This is a genomic window from Halobacterium sp. DL1, from assembly GCA_000230955.3.
In the GTDB taxonomy this organism is placed as follows: domain Archaea; phylum Halobacteriota; class Halobacteria; order Halobacteriales; family Halobacteriaceae; genus Halobacterium.
Map to the genome: position 1 here is coordinate 660,392 of CP007060.1, position 22,142 is coordinate 682,533.

Annotated in this window: 22 protein-coding genes; 9 read left to right on the forward strand and 13 right to left on the reverse strand. The window is 66.9% G+C overall.

Going from position 1 to position 22,142, the window contains the following annotated elements:
• Positions 1 to 46: 46 nt before the first annotated feature.
• From HALDL1_04810 to HALDL1_04820, 3 genes are read left to right on the forward strand one after another with little or no spacing between them, the layout of a single operon-like run.
• Positions 47 to 754, forward strand: coding sequence for an enoyl-CoA hydratase (locus HALDL1_04810; GenBank protein AHG02988.1), 708 nt, complete (start codon positions 47 to 49; stop codon positions 752 to 754).
• A gap of 57 nt (positions 755 to 811) precedes the next feature.
• Positions 812 to 1,276, forward strand: a complete 465-nt coding sequence (locus HALDL1_04815) for a MaoC family dehydratase (protein AHG02989.1) — start codon at positions 812 to 814, stop codon at positions 1,274 to 1,276.
• Between the two features lie 2 nt (positions 1,277 to 1,278).
• Positions 1,279 to 2,250, forward strand: a complete 972-nt coding sequence (locus HALDL1_04820; protein AHG02990.1) for an aldo/keto reductase — start codon at positions 1,279 to 1,281, stop codon at positions 2,248 to 2,250.
• Between the two features lie 15 nt (positions 2,251 to 2,265).
• Here the strand turns inward: HALDL1_04820 and HALDL1_04825 are convergent, their stop codons facing one another.
• The 4 genes from HALDL1_04825 to HALDL1_04840 form a co-directional block, all read right to left on the reverse strand.
• The gene (locus HALDL1_04825) at positions 2,266 to 3,435 is read right to left on the reverse strand and encodes a lactate dehydrogenase (GenBank protein AHG02991.1); all 1,170 of its coding nucleotides are present in this window, start codon (positions 3,433 to 3,435) and stop codon (positions 2,266 to 2,268) included.
• A gap of 43 nt (positions 3,436 to 3,478) precedes the next feature.
• Entirely contained in the window at positions 3,479 to 4,690 is a 1,212-nt protein-coding gene (locus HALDL1_04830; GenBank protein AHG02992.1) for an acyl-CoA dehydrogenase, read from the reverse strand.
• Positions 4,691 to 4,775: 85 nt separating this feature from the next.
• Positions 4,776 to 5,123, reverse strand: a complete 348-nt coding sequence (locus tag HALDL1_04835) for a cupin (GenBank protein ID AHG02993.1) — start codon at positions 5,121 to 5,123, stop codon at positions 4,776 to 4,778.
• Positions 5,124 to 5,438: 315 nt separating this feature from the next.
• Positions 5,439 to 5,861: a lactoylglutathione lyase gene (locus HALDL1_04840; protein AHG02994.1), complete on the reverse strand. Its 423-nt coding sequence runs from the start codon at positions 5,859 to 5,861 to the stop codon at positions 5,439 to 5,441.
• A 102-nt stretch (positions 5,862 to 5,963) separates the two neighbouring features.
• Between HALDL1_04840 and HALDL1_04845 the strand changes: the two genes are divergently transcribed.
• A complete protein-coding gene (locus tag HALDL1_04845) occupies positions 5,964 to 7,007 on the forward strand; it encodes a glycosyl hydrolase family 88 (GenBank protein AHG02995.1) in 1,044 nt (347 codons plus the stop codon).
• On the opposite strand, the gene HALDL1_04850 is transcribed toward HALDL1_04845, so the two are convergent.
• Complete coding sequence (locus HALDL1_04850) at positions 6,995 to 7,810, reverse strand: aldolase (protein ID AHG02996.1); 816 nt, start codon at positions 7,808 to 7,810, stop codon at positions 6,995 to 6,997. The genes HALDL1_04845 and HALDL1_04850 overlap by 13 nt on opposite strands.
• Before the next feature lie 95 nt (positions 7,811 to 7,905).
• Here HALDL1_04850 and HALDL1_04855 point away from each other — a divergent pair, with 95 nt between their 5' ends.
• On the forward strand, positions 7,906 to 8,721 hold the full coding sequence (locus HALDL1_04855) for a crotonase (protein AHG02997.1): 816 nt from the start codon (positions 7,906 to 7,908) through the stop codon (positions 8,719 to 8,721).
• Positions 8,722 to 8,869: 148 nt separating this feature from the next.
• Positions 8,870 to 9,901 (forward strand): glycosyl hydrolase family 88, encoded by a 1,032-nt coding sequence (locus HALDL1_04860; GenBank protein ID AHG02998.1) that lies wholly within the window; start codon positions 8,870 to 8,872, stop codon positions 9,899 to 9,901.
• 88 nt (positions 9,902 to 9,989) lie between these two features.
• On the opposite strand, the gene HALDL1_04865 is transcribed toward HALDL1_04860, so the two are convergent.
• Positions 9,990 to 10,805: a hypothetical protein gene (locus HALDL1_04865; GenBank protein AHG02999.1), complete on the reverse strand. Its 816-nt coding sequence runs from the start codon at positions 10,803 to 10,805 to the stop codon at positions 9,990 to 9,992.
• 197 nt (positions 10,806 to 11,002) lie between these two features.
• Here HALDL1_04865 and HALDL1_04870 point away from each other — a divergent pair, with 197 nt between their 5' ends.
• Positions 11,003 to 12,454 carry an aldehyde dehydrogenase gene (locus tag HALDL1_04870; protein ID AHG03000.1) on the forward strand — a complete coding sequence of 484 codons (1,452 nt, stop codon included), beginning with the start codon at positions 11,003 to 11,005 and terminating at the stop codon, positions 12,452 to 12,454.
• A 125-nt stretch (positions 12,455 to 12,579) separates the two neighbouring features.
• On the opposite strand, the gene HALDL1_04875 is transcribed toward HALDL1_04870, so the two are convergent.
• The 6 genes from HALDL1_04875 to HALDL1_04900 all read right to left on the reverse strand — a co-directional run bounded on the left by HALDL1_04875 (position 12,580) and on the right by HALDL1_04900 (position 17,695).
• Positions 12,580 to 13,458: a hypothetical protein gene (locus HALDL1_04875; GenBank protein ID AHG03001.1), complete on the reverse strand. Its 879-nt coding sequence runs from the start codon at positions 13,456 to 13,458 to the stop codon at positions 12,580 to 12,582.
• 18 nt (positions 13,459 to 13,476) lie between these two features.
• A complete protein-coding gene (locus HALDL1_04880) occupies positions 13,477 to 13,929 on the reverse strand; it encodes a hypothetical protein (protein AHG03002.1) in 453 nt (150 codons plus the stop codon).
• A 1-nt stretch (position 13,930) separates the two neighbouring features.
• Complete coding sequence (locus HALDL1_04885; GenBank protein AHG03003.1) at positions 13,931 to 15,136, reverse strand: L-carnitine dehydratase; 1,206 nt, start codon at positions 15,134 to 15,136, stop codon at positions 13,931 to 13,933.
• Positions 15,137 to 15,287: 151 nt separating this feature from the next.
• Positions 15,288 to 16,364, reverse strand: a complete 1,077-nt coding sequence (locus HALDL1_04890; GenBank protein AHG03004.1) for a glycosyl hydrolase — start codon at positions 16,362 to 16,364, stop codon at positions 15,288 to 15,290.
• Positions 16,361 to 16,777, reverse strand: coding sequence for a glyoxalase (locus HALDL1_04895; protein AHG03005.1), 417 nt, complete (start codon positions 16,775 to 16,777; stop codon positions 16,361 to 16,363). Before HALDL1_04895 ends, HALDL1_04890 begins: the two co-directional genes overlap by 4 nt.
• Before the next feature lie 126 nt (positions 16,778 to 16,903).
• A complete protein-coding gene (locus HALDL1_04900) occupies positions 16,904 to 17,695 on the reverse strand; it encodes an oxidoreductase (GenBank protein AHG03006.1) in 792 nt (263 codons plus the stop codon).
• Between HALDL1_04900 and HALDL1_04905 the strand changes: the two genes are divergently transcribed.
• Entirely contained in the window at positions 17,694 to 17,804 is a 111-nt protein-coding gene (locus tag HALDL1_04905) for a hypothetical protein (GenBank protein AHG05172.1), read from the forward strand. The two genes, HALDL1_04900 and HALDL1_04905, sit on opposite strands and share 2 nt — an antisense overlap.
• A gap of 1,043 nt (positions 17,805 to 18,847) precedes the next feature.
• Entirely contained in the window at positions 18,848 to 19,546 is a 699-nt protein-coding gene (locus HALDL1_04915) for an endonuclease (protein ID AHG03007.1), read from the forward strand.
• On the opposite strand, the gene HALDL1_04920 is transcribed toward HALDL1_04915, so the two are convergent.
• Positions 19,547 to 22,138, reverse strand: a complete 2,592-nt coding sequence (locus HALDL1_04920; GenBank protein AHG03008.1) for a DNA mismatch repair protein MutS — start codon at positions 22,136 to 22,138, stop codon at positions 19,547 to 19,549.
• Positions 22,139 to 22,142 lie beyond the last annotated feature (4 nt).

Consider the following 22,142-nt stretch of genomic DNA (forward strand, 5'->3'; position numbering starts at 1 on the left):
GGGTGGACCGGGATTTAGGTGGGCCGACTGCGAGGTAGTAGGCGTCATGCACGGAATCACGACCAATCGAACTGACGGCGGTGTGCGCACTATCGCGCTCGACCGGCCCGAGAAACTGAACGCGCTCGACACCGCGACGCTGCGGAACCTCGCGTCCACGGTCGCGGACGCCGACGAACAGGTGGTCGTCGTGGAGGGGAGGGGTCGTGCGTTCTGTGCGGGGGCTGACCTCGAGGAAGCAGGTGAAGACGGCGAGGACATCGACGCCTACCAGGACGTGACGCGGGTAGTGCGGCGTCACCCGGGCGTCGTCGTCGGGAAACTCCACGGCCACGTCGTCGGTGGCGGCCTGGAACTGGCGCTCGCGTTCGACCTCCGGTACGCCGCCGCGGACACGACGTTCCAGCTCCCGGAGGTCACCCTCGGCGCGGTGGTGTCGAACGGCGCGACGCGGCTCCTCCCGCTCGTCGTCGGCGACGGGTTCGCCCGCGAGATGGTGCTCACGGGCCGGCCGGTCGACGCCGAGGAGGCCCTCGACCACGGACTCGTGGCCGCAGTCCACTCTGCGGAGGAACTGGACGACGCCGTCGCGGGCGTCGCCCGGCGGATTGCCGACAACCCCGCCGTGGGCGTGGCGTTGAACAAGCGCGGCCTGAACCGGGCGTTTCCGGTCGGGGACACGCTGGCGGTAGAGCGTGACCTCCACCGCGAGCACGAGGCGCGGGGCGCCAGCGTGGACACCAGCCTCGACTGACAGGGTGGGGGATGCCAACCTATATCACGATTGCGGGCGACGAAGCAGACACGACACATGAGCACACACACCCAGCGCAGCGGCGACCGCTACTTCGAAGACGTCGAACTGGGGGAGGAGCGGACGGTTGCGGACGCGCGGACCATCACCGAGACGGACATCGTGAACTACGCCGGCGTCAGTGGGGACTTCGGCGACATCCACGTCAGCGAGGAAGCGGCGAAGGAGACGGGGTTCGGGCAGCGGATTGCCCCTGGCAACATGGTCCACGCCATTGCGGAGACCATCGGCATCGATTGGGCGGTGGAGGCGTTCAGCTACGGGCACGACAACATCCGGTTCGTGAACCCGGTGTTCATCGGCGACACCATCACCGTCCACACCGAGGTCGTGGCGGTCGAGAACTACGACGACGAGTTCGGCCGCGTCGTGAACAAGTACACAGTGACGAACCAGCGCGACGAGACCGTACTCGTCGACGAGCACATCCTGCTCGTGAAGCGACGGAACGCGGGTGAGTAGCGATGGAGTACACGACGCTGGGCGACACCGGCATGCAGGTCAGCCGTATCTGTCTCGGCTGCATGAGCTTCGGCACGGGCCGGGAGTGGACGCTGGACGAGGAGGAGTCCCGGGAGATCATCGAGCGCGCCATCGACCTCGGCGTGAACTTCTTCGACACCGCGAACGTCTACTCGAACGGGGAGTCCGAGCGCATCCTCGGGGACGTGCTCGCGGACTACGACCGCGACGAGCAGGTCGTCGCGACCAAGGTGTTCGGCGACATGAACCCCGACGACCCGAACGCGAGCGGGGTGTCCCGGAAGGCCCTCGAGCAGGAGCTCGACGCCTCCCTGGAGCGGCTGGGGATGGAGACGGTGGACCTCTACCAGACCCACCGCTGGGATTACGAGACGCCCATCGAGCAGACGCTGGCGGCGCTCGACGACGCCGTCCGCCGGGGGAAGGTGCGGTACATCGGGACGTCCTCGCAGTGGGCGCGCCAGTTCGCCGAAGCGCTGCACACCAGCGACCTGCTGGGTTACGAGCGCTTCGTCACGATGCAGAACCACTACAATCTCGTCTACCGCGAGGAAGAGCGAGAGATGCTACCGTTGTGTGAGCGCGAGGGGATCGGCGTGATGCCGTGGTCGCCGCTCGCCCGCGGCTACCTCACCCGCCCCCACGAGGACGTCGAGGCCACCAAACGCGGAGACACCGACGACTACCGCCGCGAGCAATCGTACCAGGAGGGTGGCGGTCGGGAGGTCAACGAGCGCGTCGAGGAACTCGCCGCGGAGAAGGACGTGGAGATGGCTCAGATCTCCCTGGCGTGGCTGTTCCACAAGGAGTGGGTCGACGCGCCCATCGTCGGCACAACGAGCGTCGAACACCTCGAGGACGCCGTCGAAGCGCTGGACATCGACCTCTCGGACGCCGACGTCGACTACCTCGAAGAACCGTACCAGCCAGTCCAGATCTCCGGGCACGAGTAGACCGCCGGGGTGGACTCACGCGTCCCAGCCGAGGACGCGATTCAGCGTCAACAACACGGCGAGCGCCGCGAAGATGACCGCGAGGACGCCGTAGGCCACCTGCCAGCTGAAGAAGGTCGCGAGCGCGCCCGTCACGACGCTCCCGAGCGCCGCGAGCAGCATGTACACGGTGCGGACGAGGCCGAAGCCGACGCCCTGCTCGTCGTCGCGGAGTGCGTCCATGAACCGTGCCTGGATGGCTGGCGGCCAACTGAAGCCGAGTGAGAGCAGCGGTACGGCGACGACGTGGACCACCGTGTCGCCGACCAGGAAGAGCGCCAGTCCGGCCGTCCCGAGCACGTAGCATGCCCGGATAGTGCGATCACGGCCAAAGCGGTCTGACGCACGGCCCACCAGCGGGAGAGTTATTCCCTGGAGCGCGAACAGCACCGCGAACGCGACGCTGGCGTACGTCTGCGTAGTGCCCACGTACTCCACGAGGAACGTGGGAAAGAACGACTGGATCGCCTGGATGACGAACACGCCGAGGAACGCCAGTGTGGTAGTGAACCCGATGCTCGGCCGGACGAGGAGCGCGACGTTCGACCGCACGTTGAACTGGTCGGTGATGTTCAGGTCGGGGTGTTCCGAATCAGACGACCGGATGCGGGACGCGTACAGGGCGGCAACCGGGAACGCAACGACTGCGCCGAGCGTGATGGCCACCCGCCAGTCGAACTGCGTCGCGACGAACACTGCGGCGACGGGTGTGAGGAGACCAGCGAGGGGCGCGCCCATGTTGTGGAACCCGAGCGCCTGTCCGACGTTCTCGAACCGATTGGTGAGCAGCGTGGCGGCAGCCGGGAAGTAGAGGCCCGCGCCGACGCCGAGGAAGACGCCGAACAGTGCGAACGCGGGGAACGAGGGCGCGGCCGCCAGCAGTAGGCTCCCGACACCCGTCAGCAGTAACGAGGCGACGATGATCGTGCGCTCGCCGTATTTCTCGCCGAGGATCCCGCTCGGGAACTGCATGACCGCGTACGCCGCCCACATCCCCGTGAGTACGAGGCCGACGGCGCTCTTCGAGACGTCGAAGGTGAGCATGATGTCGGGGATGAGCGGACTGACGACGAGGCGTGCGACGTACGTCCCGAAGAACGCGGTCATCGTCAGCCCGAGCAGCGTGCGCTGGTAGGACCAGGTCACGCGCACCCGAGCCACCTCCGAGCCGTCTCGGCGCCGTCACCCATTACAGGTCGAGGAACTGGTCGGCGATGGTGACCTTCTGGATCTCGTCAGTGCCGTCGTAGATGCGCGTGACCCGTGCGTTCCGGTACTCGGCCTCGAAGGGCAGCGAGCGCACGTAGCCAGCGCCGCCGTGGATCTGGACCGCCCTGTCGGCGGCGTCATTCCAGAGCTGTGCGCCACGGAGTTTCGCGGCGCTCTGCTCCCAGCGCTCGCCCTCGCCTCGGTCGTACTGCCAGGCGGCGTGGCGATAGAGCCACCGCACCTGTTCGATGTCCGCCCGCATCTCCGCGAGCATGCCCTTCACGAACTGGCGGGTGCCGATGGGTTTCCCGAACGTCTCGCGGCTCTCCGCGTAGTCGACGCACTCCTCGAACATCCACTGTGCGTGCCCGACCGCTCGCGCCGGAAGGCTCAGGCGGAAGTAGCCGACCGACCCCATCGCGACGTCGACGAGCCCGCGTCCACGCTCGCCGACCATGCGCTCCTCGGGGACCCGACACCCCTCGAAGTGGTTGAAGGCGATGCGGCCGGCGTCCTCGTCCCCCATGGGTCGCTGGGCTTTCCCCCGCTCCCAGCCGGGGTTGTCCTCGTCGACGACGAACGCGGAGATACCGTAGGCGTCGCCGTCCTCGCCGTCGGTGCGCGCGAACACGATGATCGCGTCCGCGAACGTGGAGTTCGTGATCCAGCACTTCGTACCGTCGACAACCCACTCGTCACCGTCCTTCTCGGCGGTCGTGTCGAGGTAGGTGATGTCGCTGCCGTGGTCGGGTTCGGACATCCCGATGGTGACGGTGATGTCGGCGTTCATCATCGGCTCGAAGTAGCGCTCCCGGAGGTGGTCGTCCTCGTGCATCGGAAGGAGTGCGGGTGTCAGGAGCGTCTCCAGGAGCATCTCGTGGAATCCCTCCGGGTGGTAGCTGTTGACGTGTTCGAGTACGAGCAGGTACTCGAGGAGACTCAATCCGCCACCACCTACCGACTCGGGCATGTGCATCGTGAGGAAGCCAGCCTCCGCGGAGAGCTGGCGTATCTCGTCCCGGATGTCGAGGTATTCGTCGACGAGGTAGCCGTTCTCGTCCAGTCGGTTCTCCACGCCCCGTTCGCCCAGGAACTGGTCGTGCTCGGACTCGAGCGGCCGGACTTCCCGTTCGATGAAGCGGTCGATCTGGCTCTTCACGAGGCCGAGTTCCGAGGATTCGGAGAAGTCCATGCCGCCGGGGGTCGCTGAGGATGTCGTATCGGTCATTGGCACAAGTCGTTGGTCGTGGTCGACCGCCCAGTGGCGGTCAGCGGTACTACTCTTCGCGGTCGGTCCAGTAGTCGAAGCCGCGGCCCGGCGCGAATACGTCGAGACCGACCGCGCGTTCGTCGCTCTGGTTCTCGACGCGGTGGGGTTCGTCGGACGCCAGCCAGACGGAGTCGTACTCCCCGAGGGTGACGGAGTCGTCCTCGGTGTGGACGACCATCTCGCCCTCGAGGACCACGCACACCTGTTCGTTCTCGTGGTGGTGCATCGGCGAGGAGTGTCCAGCTGGTTTCTCGAACCACTCGAAGGTGAACGCGTCGCTCCCCGCGAGCGAGACGCGTTGCCAGCCGTCTTCCGGTTCGTACGTTTCTGCGTCGGTGAAGTCTACGAATTCCATGGTTTGACTGGTCGTCCGGGATGGTCGTCGTGACGGTGTGCTCCCGGCCGTGACAATCACCGTCACGTTGCGCGTTGTGAGATTCCGAGCCGTTCTACATAAACTTTCGCCAGCTTCGTCGGGCGGTGTTCGGGCGAGTGAGTGACCCCGGCAGACGGCAGTCCAGCTAGAACGTCACAGGGGGCGTCCGGCACCCGCTGTTCGCCGACGCGCTCGTGGCAGTTCGGTTTACAGGGTGCCTGTCTGCACAACCTAAGAGAGTTGGATCTGGTGTCACGATCACCGAGCGCGTTCCCCGAACATCACCGGGGCCAGTCACTCCTCCAGCAGTTCGACGAGGTTCCCGTCGGGGTCCTCCATGAACGCGAGTTTCACGCCGTTGTCCAGTTCCTGTGGCGGACTCAAAAACTGGACGTCATCGCGCAGGCGTTCGTAGGCCTCGTCGGCGTCGGCCACGGCGAGACAGAAGTGTGCCGCGCCCACGTCGTTGTTCTCGACGTCCGCGTTCGCGTCGCCCCCTGGCGGCCGCTGGTAGTCGATGAGTTCCACCACGTAGCCGTCGGCATCGAGGAATGCGAGTTCGACGCGCGCGTTCGCTACCCCGACCGCACGGTCGAACGCCTCGCTCTCCTGTTCGAACCGGTCGACGAGTTCCATACCGAGCGTGTCGCGATAGAACGCCAGCGACGCGTCCATGTCTCCGACGACGACGCCGTAGTGGTCACCTGAACCAACCATGCGAACGGGTTCCACGGCCGCTGGCTTAAACTCTCGTCCCTCCGGTCAAACTATCCGATACGTTTATGCGGGTTTCGCCGGTCGTTCAGAGTGCGTGTGAGAATGAGTCACGAGCTACCAGAGCTCGTCGAGCGTGTCGCGGAGCACGCGCTCGACGACCAGACGTTCAACATGGAACAGCACGACTGGGAGAAGGGGTGTGCCATCAACGGCCTCCACGCGGTCGGCCTCCACGAGGAGGAGACGCGATACCTCGTCGACCGGTCCATCGAAACCCAGACGACGGAAGGCCAGCTCACGTACGGCAGTCTCGGCCTCACGCCGTACGGCTGGGAACCCGACTGGGCGGGCGACAAGAACGACTACAAGTCCTACGCCGACCCGGTCGTGCCGGGCCACGGCGTCCTCGAGCTGTACGATCGGACGGGCGACGACTACTACCTCGACGCCGCCCGGAAGCAGTACGAACAACTCCAGAGCATCGAGAAGACCGAGGGCGGCGGCATTCCCATCTCGCGCGGCGAGAAGGAACTGTTGCTCGACTCACTGTACCACATCAGCCCGTTCATGGCGCGTTATGGGGAACTCGCGGACGACCCCGAGGCCATCGACGAGGCGGTCCGCCAGATAGAGGTCCACGCCGAGCGCTGTTACGACTCCCACACGGGGCTCTATCGACAGGGCTGGCAGGAGACCCCGAACTCCTTCGCACAGGACACGTTCTGGTCTCGTGGTGTCGCCTGGCTCACCACGGCCATCGTCGCCACGTTGCCGTACGTCCCGGAGGACCACGACGGCTACGACGGCCTCGTCGAGATGCTCCAGGACGTCAGCGAGGTCGTCCTCGACTACCAGGACGACAGCGGGTTCTGGCACAACACCCTCGACGACCGGACCTCCCCACTCGAGGCATCAGGTACGCTGATGTTCGTCTACACCTTCGAGGAGGGCATGGAACAGGGCGTCCTCGACCCGTCCACGTTCGAGGAGCCGTCCCAGCGTGCGATGGACGTCTGCAAGGGACTCGTCGACAGCCAGGGCGGCGTTCGCCGCGTCGCAGTCGTCCCCGGTGGCCCCGACGCCCCGCTCGGCGTCGCGCTCCACGGCCAGGGGTTCTTCCTGCTCGCTGCGAGTTACTTCCTGTAGTCGCTCGCTCGCGTCTGTCCCAGACCGCGAGCGATTTCTTCGACGCGGTCGCCGAGTGCGGAGCGCAACGCGTCGACGTCGCTCCCGACGACGAGCAACTGGTAGCCAGCCTCGGCCTTCTCGGCGGCGTCCTCGCTGTCGCCGACGAACCCCATCACTGGCACGTCCGCGTCGGCGCAGGCGTCCTCGATGTCCGCGATGGCGGCCTGCACACTGTCGTGCTCCTCCTCTAGCGGGTGGCCGAGGGAGTGTGAGAGGTCCCACGGCCCGATGAACGCGAACCCGAGTTCGTCGACGGCGAGTATCTCCTCGACGTTCGCCACCGCGCGCTCGTTCTCTATCATCACGCCGACCTGGACGTGGCGGTCCGACCGGGACGTGTAGCTGTCCATGTCCGCTCCCCACCGGTTCGCACGGACGCCTGCGAGCCCCCGGTCGCCGACCGCGCCGTCGTAGCTGAAGTGCGCCGAAGCGACGGTCTGGCGGACCTCCGCGGCCGTCTCGACGCGCGGTATCAGTATGTTCCGGACGCCCGTGTCGAGGGTCTTCCGGACGAGCGACGGGTCCTTCGTCGGGAGCCGGAGCACGACTTCGACTCCCGCGAGATCCGCGGCGCGCGCGAGGTCCTCGAGGCGTTCGGCGTCGTAGGGTGACGGGCCGGCGTGCTCCAGGTCGATCCACACGAAGTCCAGTCCGAGGCTGCCGTACACTTCGACGAGGTTCGGGTGTACAATCGTGGAGAGCACGCCAATCGTCGCGTCCCCCTGATCGAGGCGCTCTGCGAGGGTGAGTGAGTCGTGCATCGGTTGGTTCGAGGGTCGCCGTCGCGCGGTATGAATGTTTGGGGCTCGGTGACACGGAACGAAGATTTAAGGCGCTCGTCACCCCACTTTTCGGCGTGCAACCAGAGGACTTCGAGACGATAGATTGGCGTTTCGACGAGGAAACGGGCGTCGGGCGGATCATACTCGACCGTCCAGACAAACTCAACGCACTCTCCAAGCAGTGCTGTGACGAGATAATCGAGGGGCTGGAGGCGTTCGAGGGCCTCGACCGGCAGGGTCTCTACGAGGAGGACGACGGCGTCAAGACCCGCATCGTCGTCCTCGAGGGCGCTGGCGACGACGCGTTCTGCGTGGGGTCGGACGTCGACGAGTTCCACGACGTGAAACCGGGCGTGTTCAACTTCAACCCGATGTTCACGCGCGTCGAGGAGTTCCCCGCCCCCGTCGTCGCGAAGATCGACGGCTACTGTCTCGGGGGCGGTCTCGAACTCGCGCTGACCTGTGACTTCCGCATCGCCAGCGAGGACAGCCAGTTCGGATTCCCCGAGATCCAGCTTGGCATCATGCCCGGCGACGGCGGTACCCAGCGCCTCCCGGAGATCGTCGGTCCGAGTCGTACCAAGGAACTCGCCATGACGGCCGAGCACATCGACGCGGCGGAGGCGCTGGACGACGGTATCGTGGACTACGTGCACACGTCGGCGGACCTCGAGACGGAGGTCGTCGAGTTCGCCGAGCGCATCGCCGAGCAGCCCCCGCTCGCCGTGCGAGCGATCAAGGACGCGGTGAACATCTCCCAGGAGACGAACCTCCGCACCGGGCGGTACTACGAGCGCCGCGCGGGCAACTGGCTCACGGCCACCGAGGACCACGAGGAGGGCGTCGAAGCGTTCGAGGAGAAGCGCGATCCCGAGTGGAAGGGGCAGTGAGCGTCCGCAGTCGACTCGCGTAGACGCGCCTCCGTGGTGGTCCGACGCCGAAATCTCCACCCGACTCCCAGGGCAGTTCCCCGGACGGGACGGCGACTGACCCCGGGAAACACTTATCTAATCGCCAGTGAATGACGTTAACGAACTGATGACAGCACCACTGTCAGAGCTTACTAGCCGCGTCGCAGAGCACACCGTAGACTGGGACATGGAGATGGGCATCGACTGGGAGAAGGCGTGCCTCATCGACGGCCTCCTCGCGACAGGGGAACAGCCCGAACGAACGCGGGAGATCGTCGACCGCTGTATCGAGACCCAGACCAGCGAGGGCCAGTTCTCCTACGGTTCGCTGGACCCGCTCCACCTCGACTGGGCGGCGGAGTGGACTATCGGTGAGTACCAGTCCGTCCCCGACCCGGCGGCAATCGGCCACGGCGTCCTCGAACTGTACGACCGGACGGGTGACGACTACTACCTCGACGCCGCACGGAGACAGATCGAGTACCTCCGCGACGTCGAACGCACCAGTGAGGGCGGAATCCCCCAGCAGCGCGGCGAGCTCTCACTCGCCGTCGACGGCCTGTGGATGGTCTGTCCGTTCCTCGCGCGCTACGGCGTGCTCGCGGACGACCCCGACGCCGTCGACGACGCGATCAAACAGTTCGAGGTCCAGCGCAAGCACCTGCAGGACCCCCATACGGGGCTGTTCCGGCACACGTGGATGGAGCAACCGAACTCCTACGTCCAGAGCAGCTTCTGGTCGCGCGGCATCGGGTGGGCGATCTGCGCACTGGTAGACACCATCGAGTTCGTTCCGGACGACCACGAAGGCCATGAGATCATGGCGGAGATGCTCCGAGAGGCCTGTTCGGCGATGGTCGACCTCCAGGACGACACTGGCTTCTGGCACAACATCGTCGACGACCACGAGGAGCCCCTGGAGACGTCCGGCACGCTGATGGCGGCGTACGCGTTCAAACGCGGGCTCGAACTCGGTGTGCTCGAGGGGGAGGAGTACGAGACGGCCGCCGATCGGGCCATGCAGGTCTGTAAGGGTGTCGTGGACGAAGACGGCGAGGTCCGTCGCGTCGCACTGGTTCCCGGCGGTCCCGAGGCCCCCATCGGCGTCACGCTCCACGGGCAGGGGCTGTTCCTCATGGCCGCGAGCTGCTTCGAATGAGTGTTCACACCACTGTAGCCTGATTCCGGAGTCCGCGTCCAGACAGTCCTCGAGAACGCTCCGCTCCTCCTCACGGCAACCCTCGCCCTCAGCCGAGGGCGATCAGTACGACGCCGACCACGGCAGTGCCGGCGGCCACAAGCCGCAACAGGAGGTCTTCCTCGCCAAGGATGATTCCGCCGAGGACGACGGCGACGACCGCCTGCATGCTGATGATGGGGGATGCCAGGCTCGCGGGTATCGTGGAGAACGCGAGTGCGGTCACCCACTCGCCGAGCCCGACAAACGCGCCGGCGACGGCGAACTTCCCGAGGTCGCCCCAGACGCGCGGCGTCCTGCCCCGCCACGCAACGGGGCCGAGAACGATCGGGACGCCGGCGAGCTTGATGAGCGTCCAGACGGCGGGCTGGACGCCTCCCTCCTGGAGCAGGACGCGCTGGCTCACGGCGACGACACCGAGCAACATCGCGCTCAGTAACGCGAGACGTGCGGGACGGGAGGTCACGGCAGTCTGGAACGGTGTGTGGATGCCGCCGCCCTGGTAGTTCGCGACGTAGACCGCCACCGTGGCGATGAGGACACCGGCGACCTGGACGGGTCCGAGATGCTGGTCGAGCACGACAACTTCGAGCGGAAGGACGAACGCTGGAGAGAGCTTGCTAAGCGGTGCGACGTACGAGACGTCCCCGACGGCCAGCGCGTGGTACAGCAACAGCAATCCGCTGGCGAACACGACAACAACGCCGGCGGCGGCAAGCCAGTCGTCCGCGGGCAGCGCCACCACTTCCCCGACGACAGTCCGGCCGGGGTCGAGACTCACCGCGGTTAGAAACCACCCCACTGAGAAAATGTTCGTCACGACGATGACGAGTGCGGGCGGGTAGTCACTGAAGTGCCGCTTCAGATAGAACAGGAAGACGCCCCAGAGGACCGCCACGCTGGCGGCGTAGGCGAGTCCCTGGGCGTGAGGAACGAACGTCATCAGTGACTGGATGGGGTGCGTGTCCTTACCAGTTCTGCTGGGAATGCGTCTCGGGGGTGCGAGGCAGACACGGCTTCGAGAGTAAACAATATACGAGCGCGCTCGAATTATGTTAGCGCATGTCGAGCCAGCACCGCAATTTCATCGACGGGGATTGGGTAGAATCCAACTCCGGCGAGACGTTCGAGAACAGGAACCCGGCGGACACCAAGGAAGTCATCGGCGAATACCAGCAGTCGACAGCCGAGGACGCGGAGGCGGCCATCGAAGCCGCGAACGAAGCCGCAGACGAGTGGGCGGCGATGCCCGGGCCGGAGCGCGGCCGCATCCTCCGGAAGGCGGGCGAGATCCTCGCAGACCGAAAGGAGGAACTCACGCAGACGCTCTCCCACGAGGTCGGGAAAACCACGTCGGAGGCGGGAGGTGAGGTCCAGCGCTCGATCGACATCTACGCGTACTATGCAGCCAAGGCGAGTGACTTCGGGGGGACCGTCAAGGAGTCCTCGAGCCCGACTACCCACCTCTACTCCCAGAGCGAGCCGGTGGGCGTCGCCGGCCTCATCACGCCGTGGAACTTCCCGATCGCCATCGCGTCGTGGAAGATGGCGCCGGCGCTCGCGGCGGGGAACACCGTCGTCCTCAAACCCGCGTCGCTCGCACCGGGAATCATCCGCGAGCTCGTGGAGGCACTGGAGGACGCGGGAATCCCTGACGGAGTCGTGAACTTCGTCACCGGGCCCGGGAGGAGTGTCGGGGCCACCGTCTCCTCCAGTCCGGACGTGGACGCGGTCTCGTTCACGGGTAGCCACTCGGTCGGTGAGAAGGTCCGCAAGCAGGCGGTCGACGACGGGAAGCGTGTGCAACTGGAGATGGGCGGGAAGAATCCGACCGTCGTGATGCCTAGCGCCGACGTGGACGAAGCCGTGGACATCGTCGCGGGCGGCTGCTTCGGCGTCACCGGCGAGGCGTGTACGGCGACCTCCAAGGCGATCGTCCACGAGGACGTCTACGAGGAGTTCGTCGAGAAGATGGTCGACCACGTCGAGAGCATCGAGGTCGGTCCGGGGCTCGAGGACTACGACATGGGTCCGCACATCAGCGAGTCGGAGCTCGACTCGACCCTCGACTACGTCGAGATCGGCCAACAAGAGGGCGCGACGCTCGAGACCGGCGGGAACCGCGTCACAGGCGACGGTTACGACGACGGGTACTTCGTCGAACCGGCCGTCTTCTCCGACGTCACGAACGATATGCGCATCGCGCAGGAGGAGATCTTCGGGCCGGTGCTCGCCATCATCCCGGTGTCGGGCTTCGAGGACGCGCTGAAGCAGGCCAACGACGTCCGGTACGGACTCGCGGCGGGGCTCGTCACCCAGGACCTCACGGAGGCCCACGAGTTCGCGAACCGCGCCGAAGCCGGCATCGTGAAGATCAACGAGAAGACGACCGGGCTGGAACTCCACGTCCCGTTCGGGGGGTTCAAGGACTCCTCGAGCGAGACCTACCGGGAGCAGGGCGACGCGGGCCTGGACTTCTACTCGATCAGCCGCACGGTCTACATGAACTACTGACGGACTTGCAGTCCGCGGAGCGTTGCACCCAGCCACCGTCGGTGGCCCGGTCGAGCGGCGAACGGGATGCGGTCGGCCCGACCTGACTCGACCGCTCGCCGTGGAACGCATTTTCCCGACCCTCGTCAGGCGAGCGTGACGACGACTGCCCCGAGGACCACGACGACTGCCCCGGCCACCAGGCCGAGCGTGACCCGCTCGAGCTTGTCGAGGAACGCGTAGGAGAGCGCCATCACGATCAGGGGGCTGAGCTGGAGGATGGGGACGACCAGGGAGACCGGCGCGAGCGACAGCGCGGCGTAGTACGACAGCAGGAACACGGAGTTCGAGAGGCCGGCGAGCAGGTACCACCGGCGGTTCGGGCTACGGACAAGGTCGCCGGGGGCCGGGAGCGCGTTGCGCCACCGGAGGTACGCCCACATCCCGGCCGCCGCTACCACTGTCTTCACTGCGAGTCCGGACATGACGGAAGTCCCGTCGCCGAAGCCGACCTTCACTATCACCGGTTCGAGCGCGAACACGAGCGCCGTTGCGAACGGCAGCGTGAGCGCCCGGGCCGGGGCGTCGGCGAGCGTGGCGTCGCCGTCGACGGTCTGTTTCGACAGCCACGCCACACCCGCGACGATGAGCACGACGCCTGCGAACTGGCCGTTCGTGACCGGGTCGCCGAGCAGGAGGACGGCGAGCACCACCGCGAACAGGGGGTTGGAAGCCTTGATGGGTTCCGTGATGCTCGCGCCCAGGCGGTCGATGCTCGTGTAGTAGAGCGCCCGCCCCAGCAGCGTCCCGAGCAGGCCCGCGGCGACGAAGGAGAGGAGCGCGTTCGTGGACATGCGGTACGCCGGGAACTCCAGGACGGCGGCGAGGGGAACGAAGATAGCCACGTTCACGAGCAACACGACTGTCAACGCGTCTGTCGTCGACCCCTCGTGGGTGCCGACGCGGACAGCCATCACCTGCCCCGCGATGCCGATCGCCCCGAGCACCGCGAGCGCTACCCCCACAATCTCGTTCACCGAGCGTTACCCCTCGAGGTGAACGTCCCGGTAGCTCTGGACGTACTTGCTGGGGAGTAAGTCGATAGCCGCCGACTTGGTCAACTCGCCGTCGTCGCCGGGGTAGATGACCGTCATCTGCGGGTTGACGTCCGAGATTAGCTCCCGGCAGACGCCACACGGGGAGACGACCTTGATCTCGTCCTCGTCCTCCGCCGGACCTGGGTGGCGGACCGAGACGATGGTGTCGATGTCCTCCCCCTTGACGCCGTTCGCGACGGCCGTCCCGAGGGTGACTGGCTCCGCGCAGACGGACGCGCGGCCGACGTTCGCTTCCACGTGGACGCCCGTGTGGACGTCGCCGCTTGTCGTTCGGAGTGCCGACCCGACGTAGTGGGTGCCGTGGACGAACGCGTCCCGGATCACGTCGCGGGCTGCTTCGATGAGCTGCTCGTCGTCGCTGGTGAGTGTGCCTGTCATGTTACTGGGTTCGCGTGCCGCCTTCGCTCGCGGTGACGCCGTTCTCCTCGAGGTCCGCGATCTCGTCGTCGTCGTAACCGAGTTCCGCGAGAACTTCCTCGGTCTGTTCGCCGGGCACCGGAGGGTCGCTGAACTCCACGTCTGCGTTCGACATGGAGACGGGGACGCCGGTCGTCTCGAACGTCCCGACGCCGGGGTACTCCAGTTCGATGATCATGTCGTTGTGCCGGACCTGGGGGTGGTCCGCGGCGTCCTGGTAGTCGTTGACCTCTGCTATCCACGCCCCGGCGTCGAGCAGACGGTCCATGAGTTCGTCGGTCGGCACCGACCGCGTCTCTGCTTCGAGCTGTTCTTTGACCTCGTCGCGGTGCTCGTACACCTCCCGGCCGTCGCTGTAGTCACAGAGCGGCTCGACGCCCAGTTCGTCCGCGATGCTCGGCAGGTTCGCGAACGAGAGCGCCACGTGGCCGTCCGCGGTCTCGTAGACGCCGTAGGGTGCGCCCGAGTAGACGTGGCCGATGCCCGACTCGCTGCGCTCGGCCTCGACGTCCATGTTGACGGCGCTCGTGATCTCCTGGGTCTGGAAGTCGATGCCGGCGTTGAGGAGGTTCGTCTCTATCTTCTGCCCCTGGCCGGTCATCTCTCGCTGGAACAACGCGACGACGGTGTGGAGCGCGATGGTGTTCGCGGAGTGGGCGTCGCAGATGAACGAGCCGGCGGGCGTCGGTGGGTCCTGCTTCCGGCCCGTGTTCTGGACGAGTCCGCTCATCGCTTGCGCGAGGATGTCCTGGCCGGGCCGTTCCGCGTACGGGCCGTCCGCCCCGAACCCGGACGCCGACACGTAGACGATGTTCTCGTTGACGTCGCGGACGTCCTCGTACCCGAGACCGAACTTCTCCATGACACCCGGGCGGAAGTTCTCGACGAGCGCGTCTGCTTCCCCGATGATCTCCTCGGCGACCTGCCTGCCCTCGTCGGACTTGAGGTCGAGGGTGATCGAGCGCTTGTTGCGGTTCATCGCGAGGAAGTACGGGCTGACGTCCTCGAGGAGTTCCCCCTCGATGGGCGCGGTCCGGACGAGCTCCCCGCCCGCTGGCTCGATCTTGATCACGTCGGCGCCCATGTCCCCGAGCTTCTGGGTGGCCCACCCACCCTGTTGCATCTGGCTGAAGTCGGCGATAGTCACGTCTTCGAGTGGTGCTGGCATACACCACGGAAAATGCTGACCGAGGGTTTAGTTCCACCGATGAATCCGGTGGACGCCGGATTTCGAACATCAGGTGGTGGTCCAGATTGGTGAGTGTGGAGCCGGTCGGGATGGCCAAAGGGCACAGACTCTCGGTGGCGCGACCGGCCAGTCAGGGGGCCGCCGCCGCGGCCAGCAGGAACCACCCCTGCCCGTGGAGCGTGACACCGGCGGGCGCCTTCGGCCCACCTGGAACTTTCGCCACCCGACGGACCCGACCCCGGCTGTCTACGACGCCCTCACACACCTCCATCGCCTGCCGCGCCGGTGGGACGTACGTCTCCGGGTCGAGGACACCTAAGTCGACTCCGCGTCCGAAGGCGTACGTGGCCATCAGCGTACCGGACGTCTCCAGCCACGACGTCCGGTCGTCGACGATGTTGTGCCAGAAGCCGCTGGCGTCCTGGTAGGGCCGCATCGCGGCCGCGAGGGCTTCGAACTGCTCGACGAGGTCCTCGCGGGCGGCGTGGTCGGCCGGGAGCACTGCGAGAACGTCCGCGAGCGCGGCCAGCACCCAGCCGTTTCCGCGAGCCCAGAACGTGCTCTGCACGAAGCTGTCGGGCTCTGCTGCCCAGTTGTGCCGGTAGAGTCCGGTCTCCGGGTCACGGAGGCGGTCCCGGCACGCGTGGAACTGCGCGACCGCGTCGTCGACGGCATCGGGGTCGTCCGCGAGCACGCCGTAGCGCGCGAGGAACGGGGCGGCCATGTACAGCATGTCCACCCACAGCTCCTGAGCTTCCCGGCGCTGCGGGATGCCGACCCCAGCTACGCGTTCGACCCGCTGGAGGAACTCGTACTGCTTGCGCGCGGCGTCGAGGTAGTAGTCGTCACCCGTGCGATCGTAGAACTCGAGGACCCCGTGCCCCGGGATGAGCGGGTCCGCGATGGACGTGTACCCGAGGCGGTCCTGTTCACCCCAGTCGACGTCCCAGTCGAGGTGTTTCGTGTGGAGCGACCCATACGCGAACTGTCCCTCGCCCGTCTGGGTCTCGATGGATCGCTCGACGTGGTGTTTCGCATCCGCAACGCGTACCCCACACGCGAGTAGGCCGTTCACGAGCACCCCCTTCTCCCAGTCGTGGTCCGCTACGTCCATGCCGAGGAACGGCTGGTCGTCGTGGTGGGCGAGCGAGTAGTCGGCGACGCGGTCGACCAGTTCGGACAGTGGTGCGCGAGCCACTCGGCTCACTCCGGTGGCGGCCCCTCGAGCCGTTCGATGAGTTCGATGGCGTGCCCGTCCGGGTCCTCGACGAACGTGATGACGTTCCGGTGTGTCTCGAACGGCGTCGTCTTCGGGGGCAGAATCACGTGACAGTCGGTCCGTTCGACGAGTTCCTCGAAGACACCGTGCAGGTCTTCCTCGACCAGCAAGCAGACCGAGTGGTCGGTGTGGATGGTGTCACTGCCGCCGCCTGCCACGGGTTCGTCGTTCGAGGGGTCCTCGAAGATGTGGATGTCGGAGCCAGTCTCGGGCCCGAGGTAGACGTGCTCCACGCCGTCCTCCTCGAACCCCCACTTCTCCTCGAACCCGAGTCCGTCCAGGTAGAACTCCTTCGAACGGTCCAGATCCGTCACTCTGAACGCCGTGTGGATCAACTCCATGCTCCCGAATCGGAGCAAAGGTGCATAAGCGTACTCCCGGCGCACAACCCGGATGTGGTGGTCAGCTGCTGGAGCCGCCGCGTGTCGACGGGGGTCCCGACCACTGATCGTGCCGCCAGACTCGGTTTACAGGTTCGACGCCCCGAGGCCGCCGTCGACGGGTATCGCGACGCCGTTGATGAAACTCGACCGCTCCGAGGAGAGGTACGCGACGGCGTCCCCGAGTTCCATCGGGTCGCCGATGCGCCCGAGCGGGATGGGCGCGCCTCGCTCCTCGAGGCCCTGTTCGTAGGACTCGTACTCGCCGCGCTCGACGCCCTGTTCGATGAGCTCGACCGTCCGGTCGGTCTCGTGGGGCGCTGGGAGAACAGCGTTGGCGCGGATTTCGGGCGCCAGTTCTTTCGAGAGTGTCTTCTCCAGTCCCACGACACCCATGCGGACGGCGTTCGACAGTACGAGCGACGGGATCGCCTCTTTGACGCTGCGTGATGCGATGGTGACGATGGTGCCGCCGTCGCCCTCCTGGAGGTGCTCGGCGGACTCGCGGACGAGTCGAACGACGCTCATGACGAGCAGGTCGTAGGCGTCGTACCACTCCTCGTCGGTCGTCTCCAGAAACGGCCCGCTCGGCGGCCCACCCGCGTTCGTCACGAGGTGGTCGAGGCCGCCGAACTCCTCGACGGTCCGGTCCACGAGCGTGGTTATGGCGTCCGCGTCGGTTAGGTCGGCGGCGTGCCCGACGACGTCACCCTCGGCGACCTCCCGGACCTCCTCGACCGCGTCCTGGAGGCGGTCTTCGTCACGGCCGTTGAGTACGACGTTCGCCCCCTCCTCGGCGAGGCGGGTCGCCGCCGCCTTCCCGAGTCCGCTACTGGACGCCGTTACGAGTGCACTATCGCCCTCGATTTCCAAATCCATGGCTGCTTACTACCTCTCCGAGCGGATTCTTAAGGGTACCGCATACGCGGTACACGGGCAAGGCAGAGAGACGAAAGACACGACCCTCGTACTTGTCCAGAACTGCTGACGTGTCCCAGCGGGCCTCCAGTGAGCCGTCGACGACCAGGAACGCTGGACCGGGGAAGGTGTCGGTTCCAGGGTCGACAATTCGCGACCCGATATGATGTATTATCAATATTGGATAATACTAAATGCACTGTTAATTCTCCCGGATCTGGTTTGATAGGTCGCTCGGGCTACCCGAACTTGCGTCGCAGCTGGGTGGGCTCGATCTGGGTGGATCGCTGGTCCAGTCGCACCCCGTTACGACCTCTGGGATGGGCAAAAAAGGCTAACAAACTGGCGTCACCAGGGGTATTTAATGGGTGATTGGAGGGTCAAACTGGGGATTAGTTAACAAAACGAAACAACACGTCTCTGGCGCTCATCGAAATCGACAGACGCTACCGGTTACTGTGTGGCGAAGTCGATACCAGTCTAGATCAACCTCCGGAAGTGTAGAATAGTCTCCGATGGCCACTAGAAATACCTCGGTATACTTACTATCTTTACTTACTATCTGATTTTCTACCAGAGATGGGTTCGGTCCCGGGCCACCTGTGGCGAGCGGTGGCGTCTCCACAGGTGAGCAACCAGCCGATGTGCCGAACACCTGACAACCCCCGAGAAACGTAGTTAGTCGAGGCTGTTCACGGATGGCCTGCACGGGAACGGGGTTCGTGTCAGTCAACCGGTTGAAGAGCGGTCACGCTGCCGAGCACGATTCAGTCGGCCCTACCGACCCGCGATGCACCATTCCGGGGGTAAGCTCGGGGAAGATGTTCGGGGGAAGGACTTCTCCGGCGCGCTCCGTCGGTCCGCCTGCGTTGCCGGCACACTCCCCGACCGCCGCGGACGACGTGGTGTCACCCGTCCGCCGGCAGGACGCCCCACGCGACCGTCGTCGGTCCAGACACGACGTGGCCAACGTTCGTCTCGTCGCCGACGGTCACCGGGGCACCGCCGGCTAGCGCAGTCGCTCGTGGTCGTGCTCGAACACCTGCCCCGAACAGACACCGCGACCCGGCGACCATCCTTGCGTTTTTGCCGCCGTCCCACCTACACCGTAGCGTGCGAACCGTCACCGACCCCGACCCGGAGACCGCCGCGGCGTTCGTCGCCGACGCCAGCAGCGACGGGCTCGCGGTCTCGCTGGTCGGGCGCTGTGCCACGACGTTCGAGGGGCGGGCGGAGCGGGCGCTGCCGGCTGGCGTCCGGCAGCTGCTGTACAAGCCCGACGACACGGTCCTCGTCCACGGCGCGTCGGGCCGCGACCCCGTCGCGTGGTCGTCGGGCGGCGGCGTGACCGCGAGCGTTGTCGACGACGCCCTCGAACTCCACTGCGGCGAGGCCGACGGCGCGGACACGCTGACGGTGCGCTTCCAGTCCGTCCGGCACGCCGCGGCGTTCGCCCCGACGAGCGTAGCGGGCGACGTCTCCGGCACGGAGGCCGACCTCAAGGAGCGCGTGCTGTCGAACCCGGACCTCGTCGAGGCGGGGTTCCGGCCGCTCGCCACGGAGCGCGAGACGCCCGCGGGCCCCGTCGACGTCTACGGCCGCGACGCGAACGGCGCGGTGGTCGCCGTCGAACTGAAGGCGCGGCAGGCCGGTCCGTCGGCGGCCTCCCAGCTGGAGCGGTACGTGACGGCGCTCCGCCGGGACCTCCACGCCGACGCCGAGGTGCGTGGCGTCCTGGTCGCGCCCGAGGTCACGGAGAAGACCCGCCGCCTGCTCGCGGAGAGCGGGCTCGACTTCTCGCCCGTCGAGTAGCTACTCCAGGTCGCGCCGGAGCTCGTTGAGCACGTTCAGCGCCTCGATCGGCGTCAGTTCCGCGACGTTCACGTCCCGGAGTTTCGCCGCCAGGCCGGCGTCCGTGCCGGTGCTCTCGTCCGCTCCCTCGTCCGCGCTCCCGTCGCGTGTCCGTTCGCCAGCGTCCGCCGCGACGACGGACTCGTCGAGGAACGTGCGGGCGCGCTCGACCACCTCGTCGGGGACCCCCGCGGTCCGCGCGACTTCGACGCCGTAGGAGGCGGTCGCCGCGCCCTCCCGGACCTCGTGCTGGAAGGTCACGCCCTCGTCGGTGCGCGTCGCCCCGAAGTGGAGGTTGACGGCGTCGGCGAGGCGCTCGGCGTCCGCGGTGAGTTCGTGGTGGTGGGTGGCGAACAGCGTCGTCGCGCCGAGTTCGTCGTGGACGTACTCCGTGACGGCGCGCGCGATGGCGAGACCGTCCGTCGTCGACGTGCCGCGGCCCACCTCGTCGAGCAGCACGAGTGAGTCCTCCGTGGCCGCCCGGAGGATGGACGCGAGCTCCGTCATCTCGACCATGAACGTCGAGCGCCCGCCAGCGATGTCGTCGCTCGCGCCGACCCGCGTGAAGATGCGGTCGACGAGCCGGAGTCGGGCGTTGGCGGCGGGCACGAAACTGCCGGCCTGCGCCAGCAGGACGACAAGCGCGACCTGGCGCATGTACGTCGACTTCCCGCTCATATTCGGCCCCGTGACCACCGCGACGCGCTCGTCGGGCGTGAGTCGGCTGTCGTTGGGCACGAAGCCCGACTCCGTCCGCTCGACGACGGGGTGGCGCCCGCCCTCGACGCGGATGCCGTCGCCGCCCATCGTGGGGCGCGCGTAGTCGTGGGCCGCGGCGACCGACGCGAAGGATGCGAGGGCGTCCAGCGCTGCGAGCGCCGCCGCCACCGCCTGCATCCGCTCGGCCTCGCGGGCGACCCTGTCACGGACCTCGGTGAACAGCTCGTACTCGAGGTCCTGGGCGCGTTGCTCGGCGCGCACGATGTCGTCCTCGCGTTCCTTCAACTCCGGCGTGACGTAGCGCTCGGCGTTCTTCAGGGTCTGTCGGCGCTGGTACTGCTCGGGCACCGCCTCGCTGTTCGCGTGCGTCACCTCGATGTAGTAGCCGTGGACCGCGTTGTGCCCGACCTTCAGCGAATCCACGCCCGTGCGCTCGCGCTCCTCGGCCTCCAGGTCGTCGATCCACTGCTTGCCCGAGCGCTCTGTCTCCCGGAGGCCGTCGAGGGTCTCGTCGTAGCCGTCCCGGACGACCCCGCCCTCGGTGAGTTCCTGTGGCGGGTCCGGCACGATGGCGCGGTCGAGCAGGTTCCGAATCTCCGGCAGATCGTCGAGTTCGGCGCGCAACTCCCGGAGTTTCCCGCAGTCGGCGTCCGCGAGCAGCGAGCGCACCTCCGGCACCACGTCGAGGGTGGCCTTCAGCGAGCGCAGGTCGCGGGCGTTCGCCCGGCCCCGGGACACCCGCGAGACGAGGCGCTCGATGTCGTAGACGTCCCGGAGGTGTTCGTGGAGTTCCTCGCGGGTCATCGGGTCGGCGACGAGTTCACCGACGGCGTCGTGGCGCGCCTCGATGGCCTCGCGGTCGGTGAGCGGGCGGCGGAGCCAGTCGGTCAGCGCGCGCCGCCCGAGCGCACAGGCGGTCTCGTCGAGTACGTCCACGAGCGCGGTGCCCTCGGCGCCGTGGACGCTGCGCTGTTCGAACACCTCGAGGCTGCGCAGCGCCACGGCATCCAGCTGGAGGTACTCCCGGGGGTCGTAGCGCGTGAGGTGGTTGAGGTAGTCGAGTCGCTGGTGCCCCTCGCCCCCGCGCGTGTACTCGGCGTACGCGAGCAGCGCGCCGCAGGCCCGCACCTCCGCGTCGGCGGCGAGGGCGTCCGCGCTCCCGAAGTACGACGCCACGCGTTCCGTGGCCGCGTCGAGGTCGAACGCCGCGTCGTCGTACTCCGCGAGGAAGGTGTCGCCGTCGAAGCGGCCCGCGTCGACGGCCGGACCGGCGACGAGCTCGGCGGGCGCGAACCGCCCCAGTTCGTCACGCACCCTGGCCGCCTCGGGGAGACTCGTGGCGTAGAAGTCGCCCGTTGAGACGTCGAGCAGCGCGAGGCCGAAGCGGCCGCTCTCGGACTGGGACAGCGCCGCGACGAAGTTGTTGTCGTCGCCCGCGAGCAGTTCGTCCTCCGTGAGCGTCCCCGGGGTCACGATGCGTGTGACGGCCCGATCGACGACGCCAGTCACCTCCTCGGGGTCCTCTACCTGGTCGGCGACGGCGACCCGGTAGCCCGCGTCGAGCAGGTCGTCGATGTACGGTTCGGCGTTGTCGATGGGGACGCCCGCCATCGGGTAGCGGCCCGTCGAGTCCTCGCGAGCAGTCAGCGTGATCTCGCAGATGCGGGCGGCCGCCTCGGCGGCGTCGCAGAACAGTTCGTAGAAGTCGCCCACCTGAAAGAGTACGAGCGCGTCCTCGTAGCGCCGCGTGAGCTCGAAGTACTGGCTCATCATCGGCGTGAGGTCGCCCTCGCTCTCGGCCATCTGGTCGGGTGGCCCCAGCGCCGCGTCCATGCAG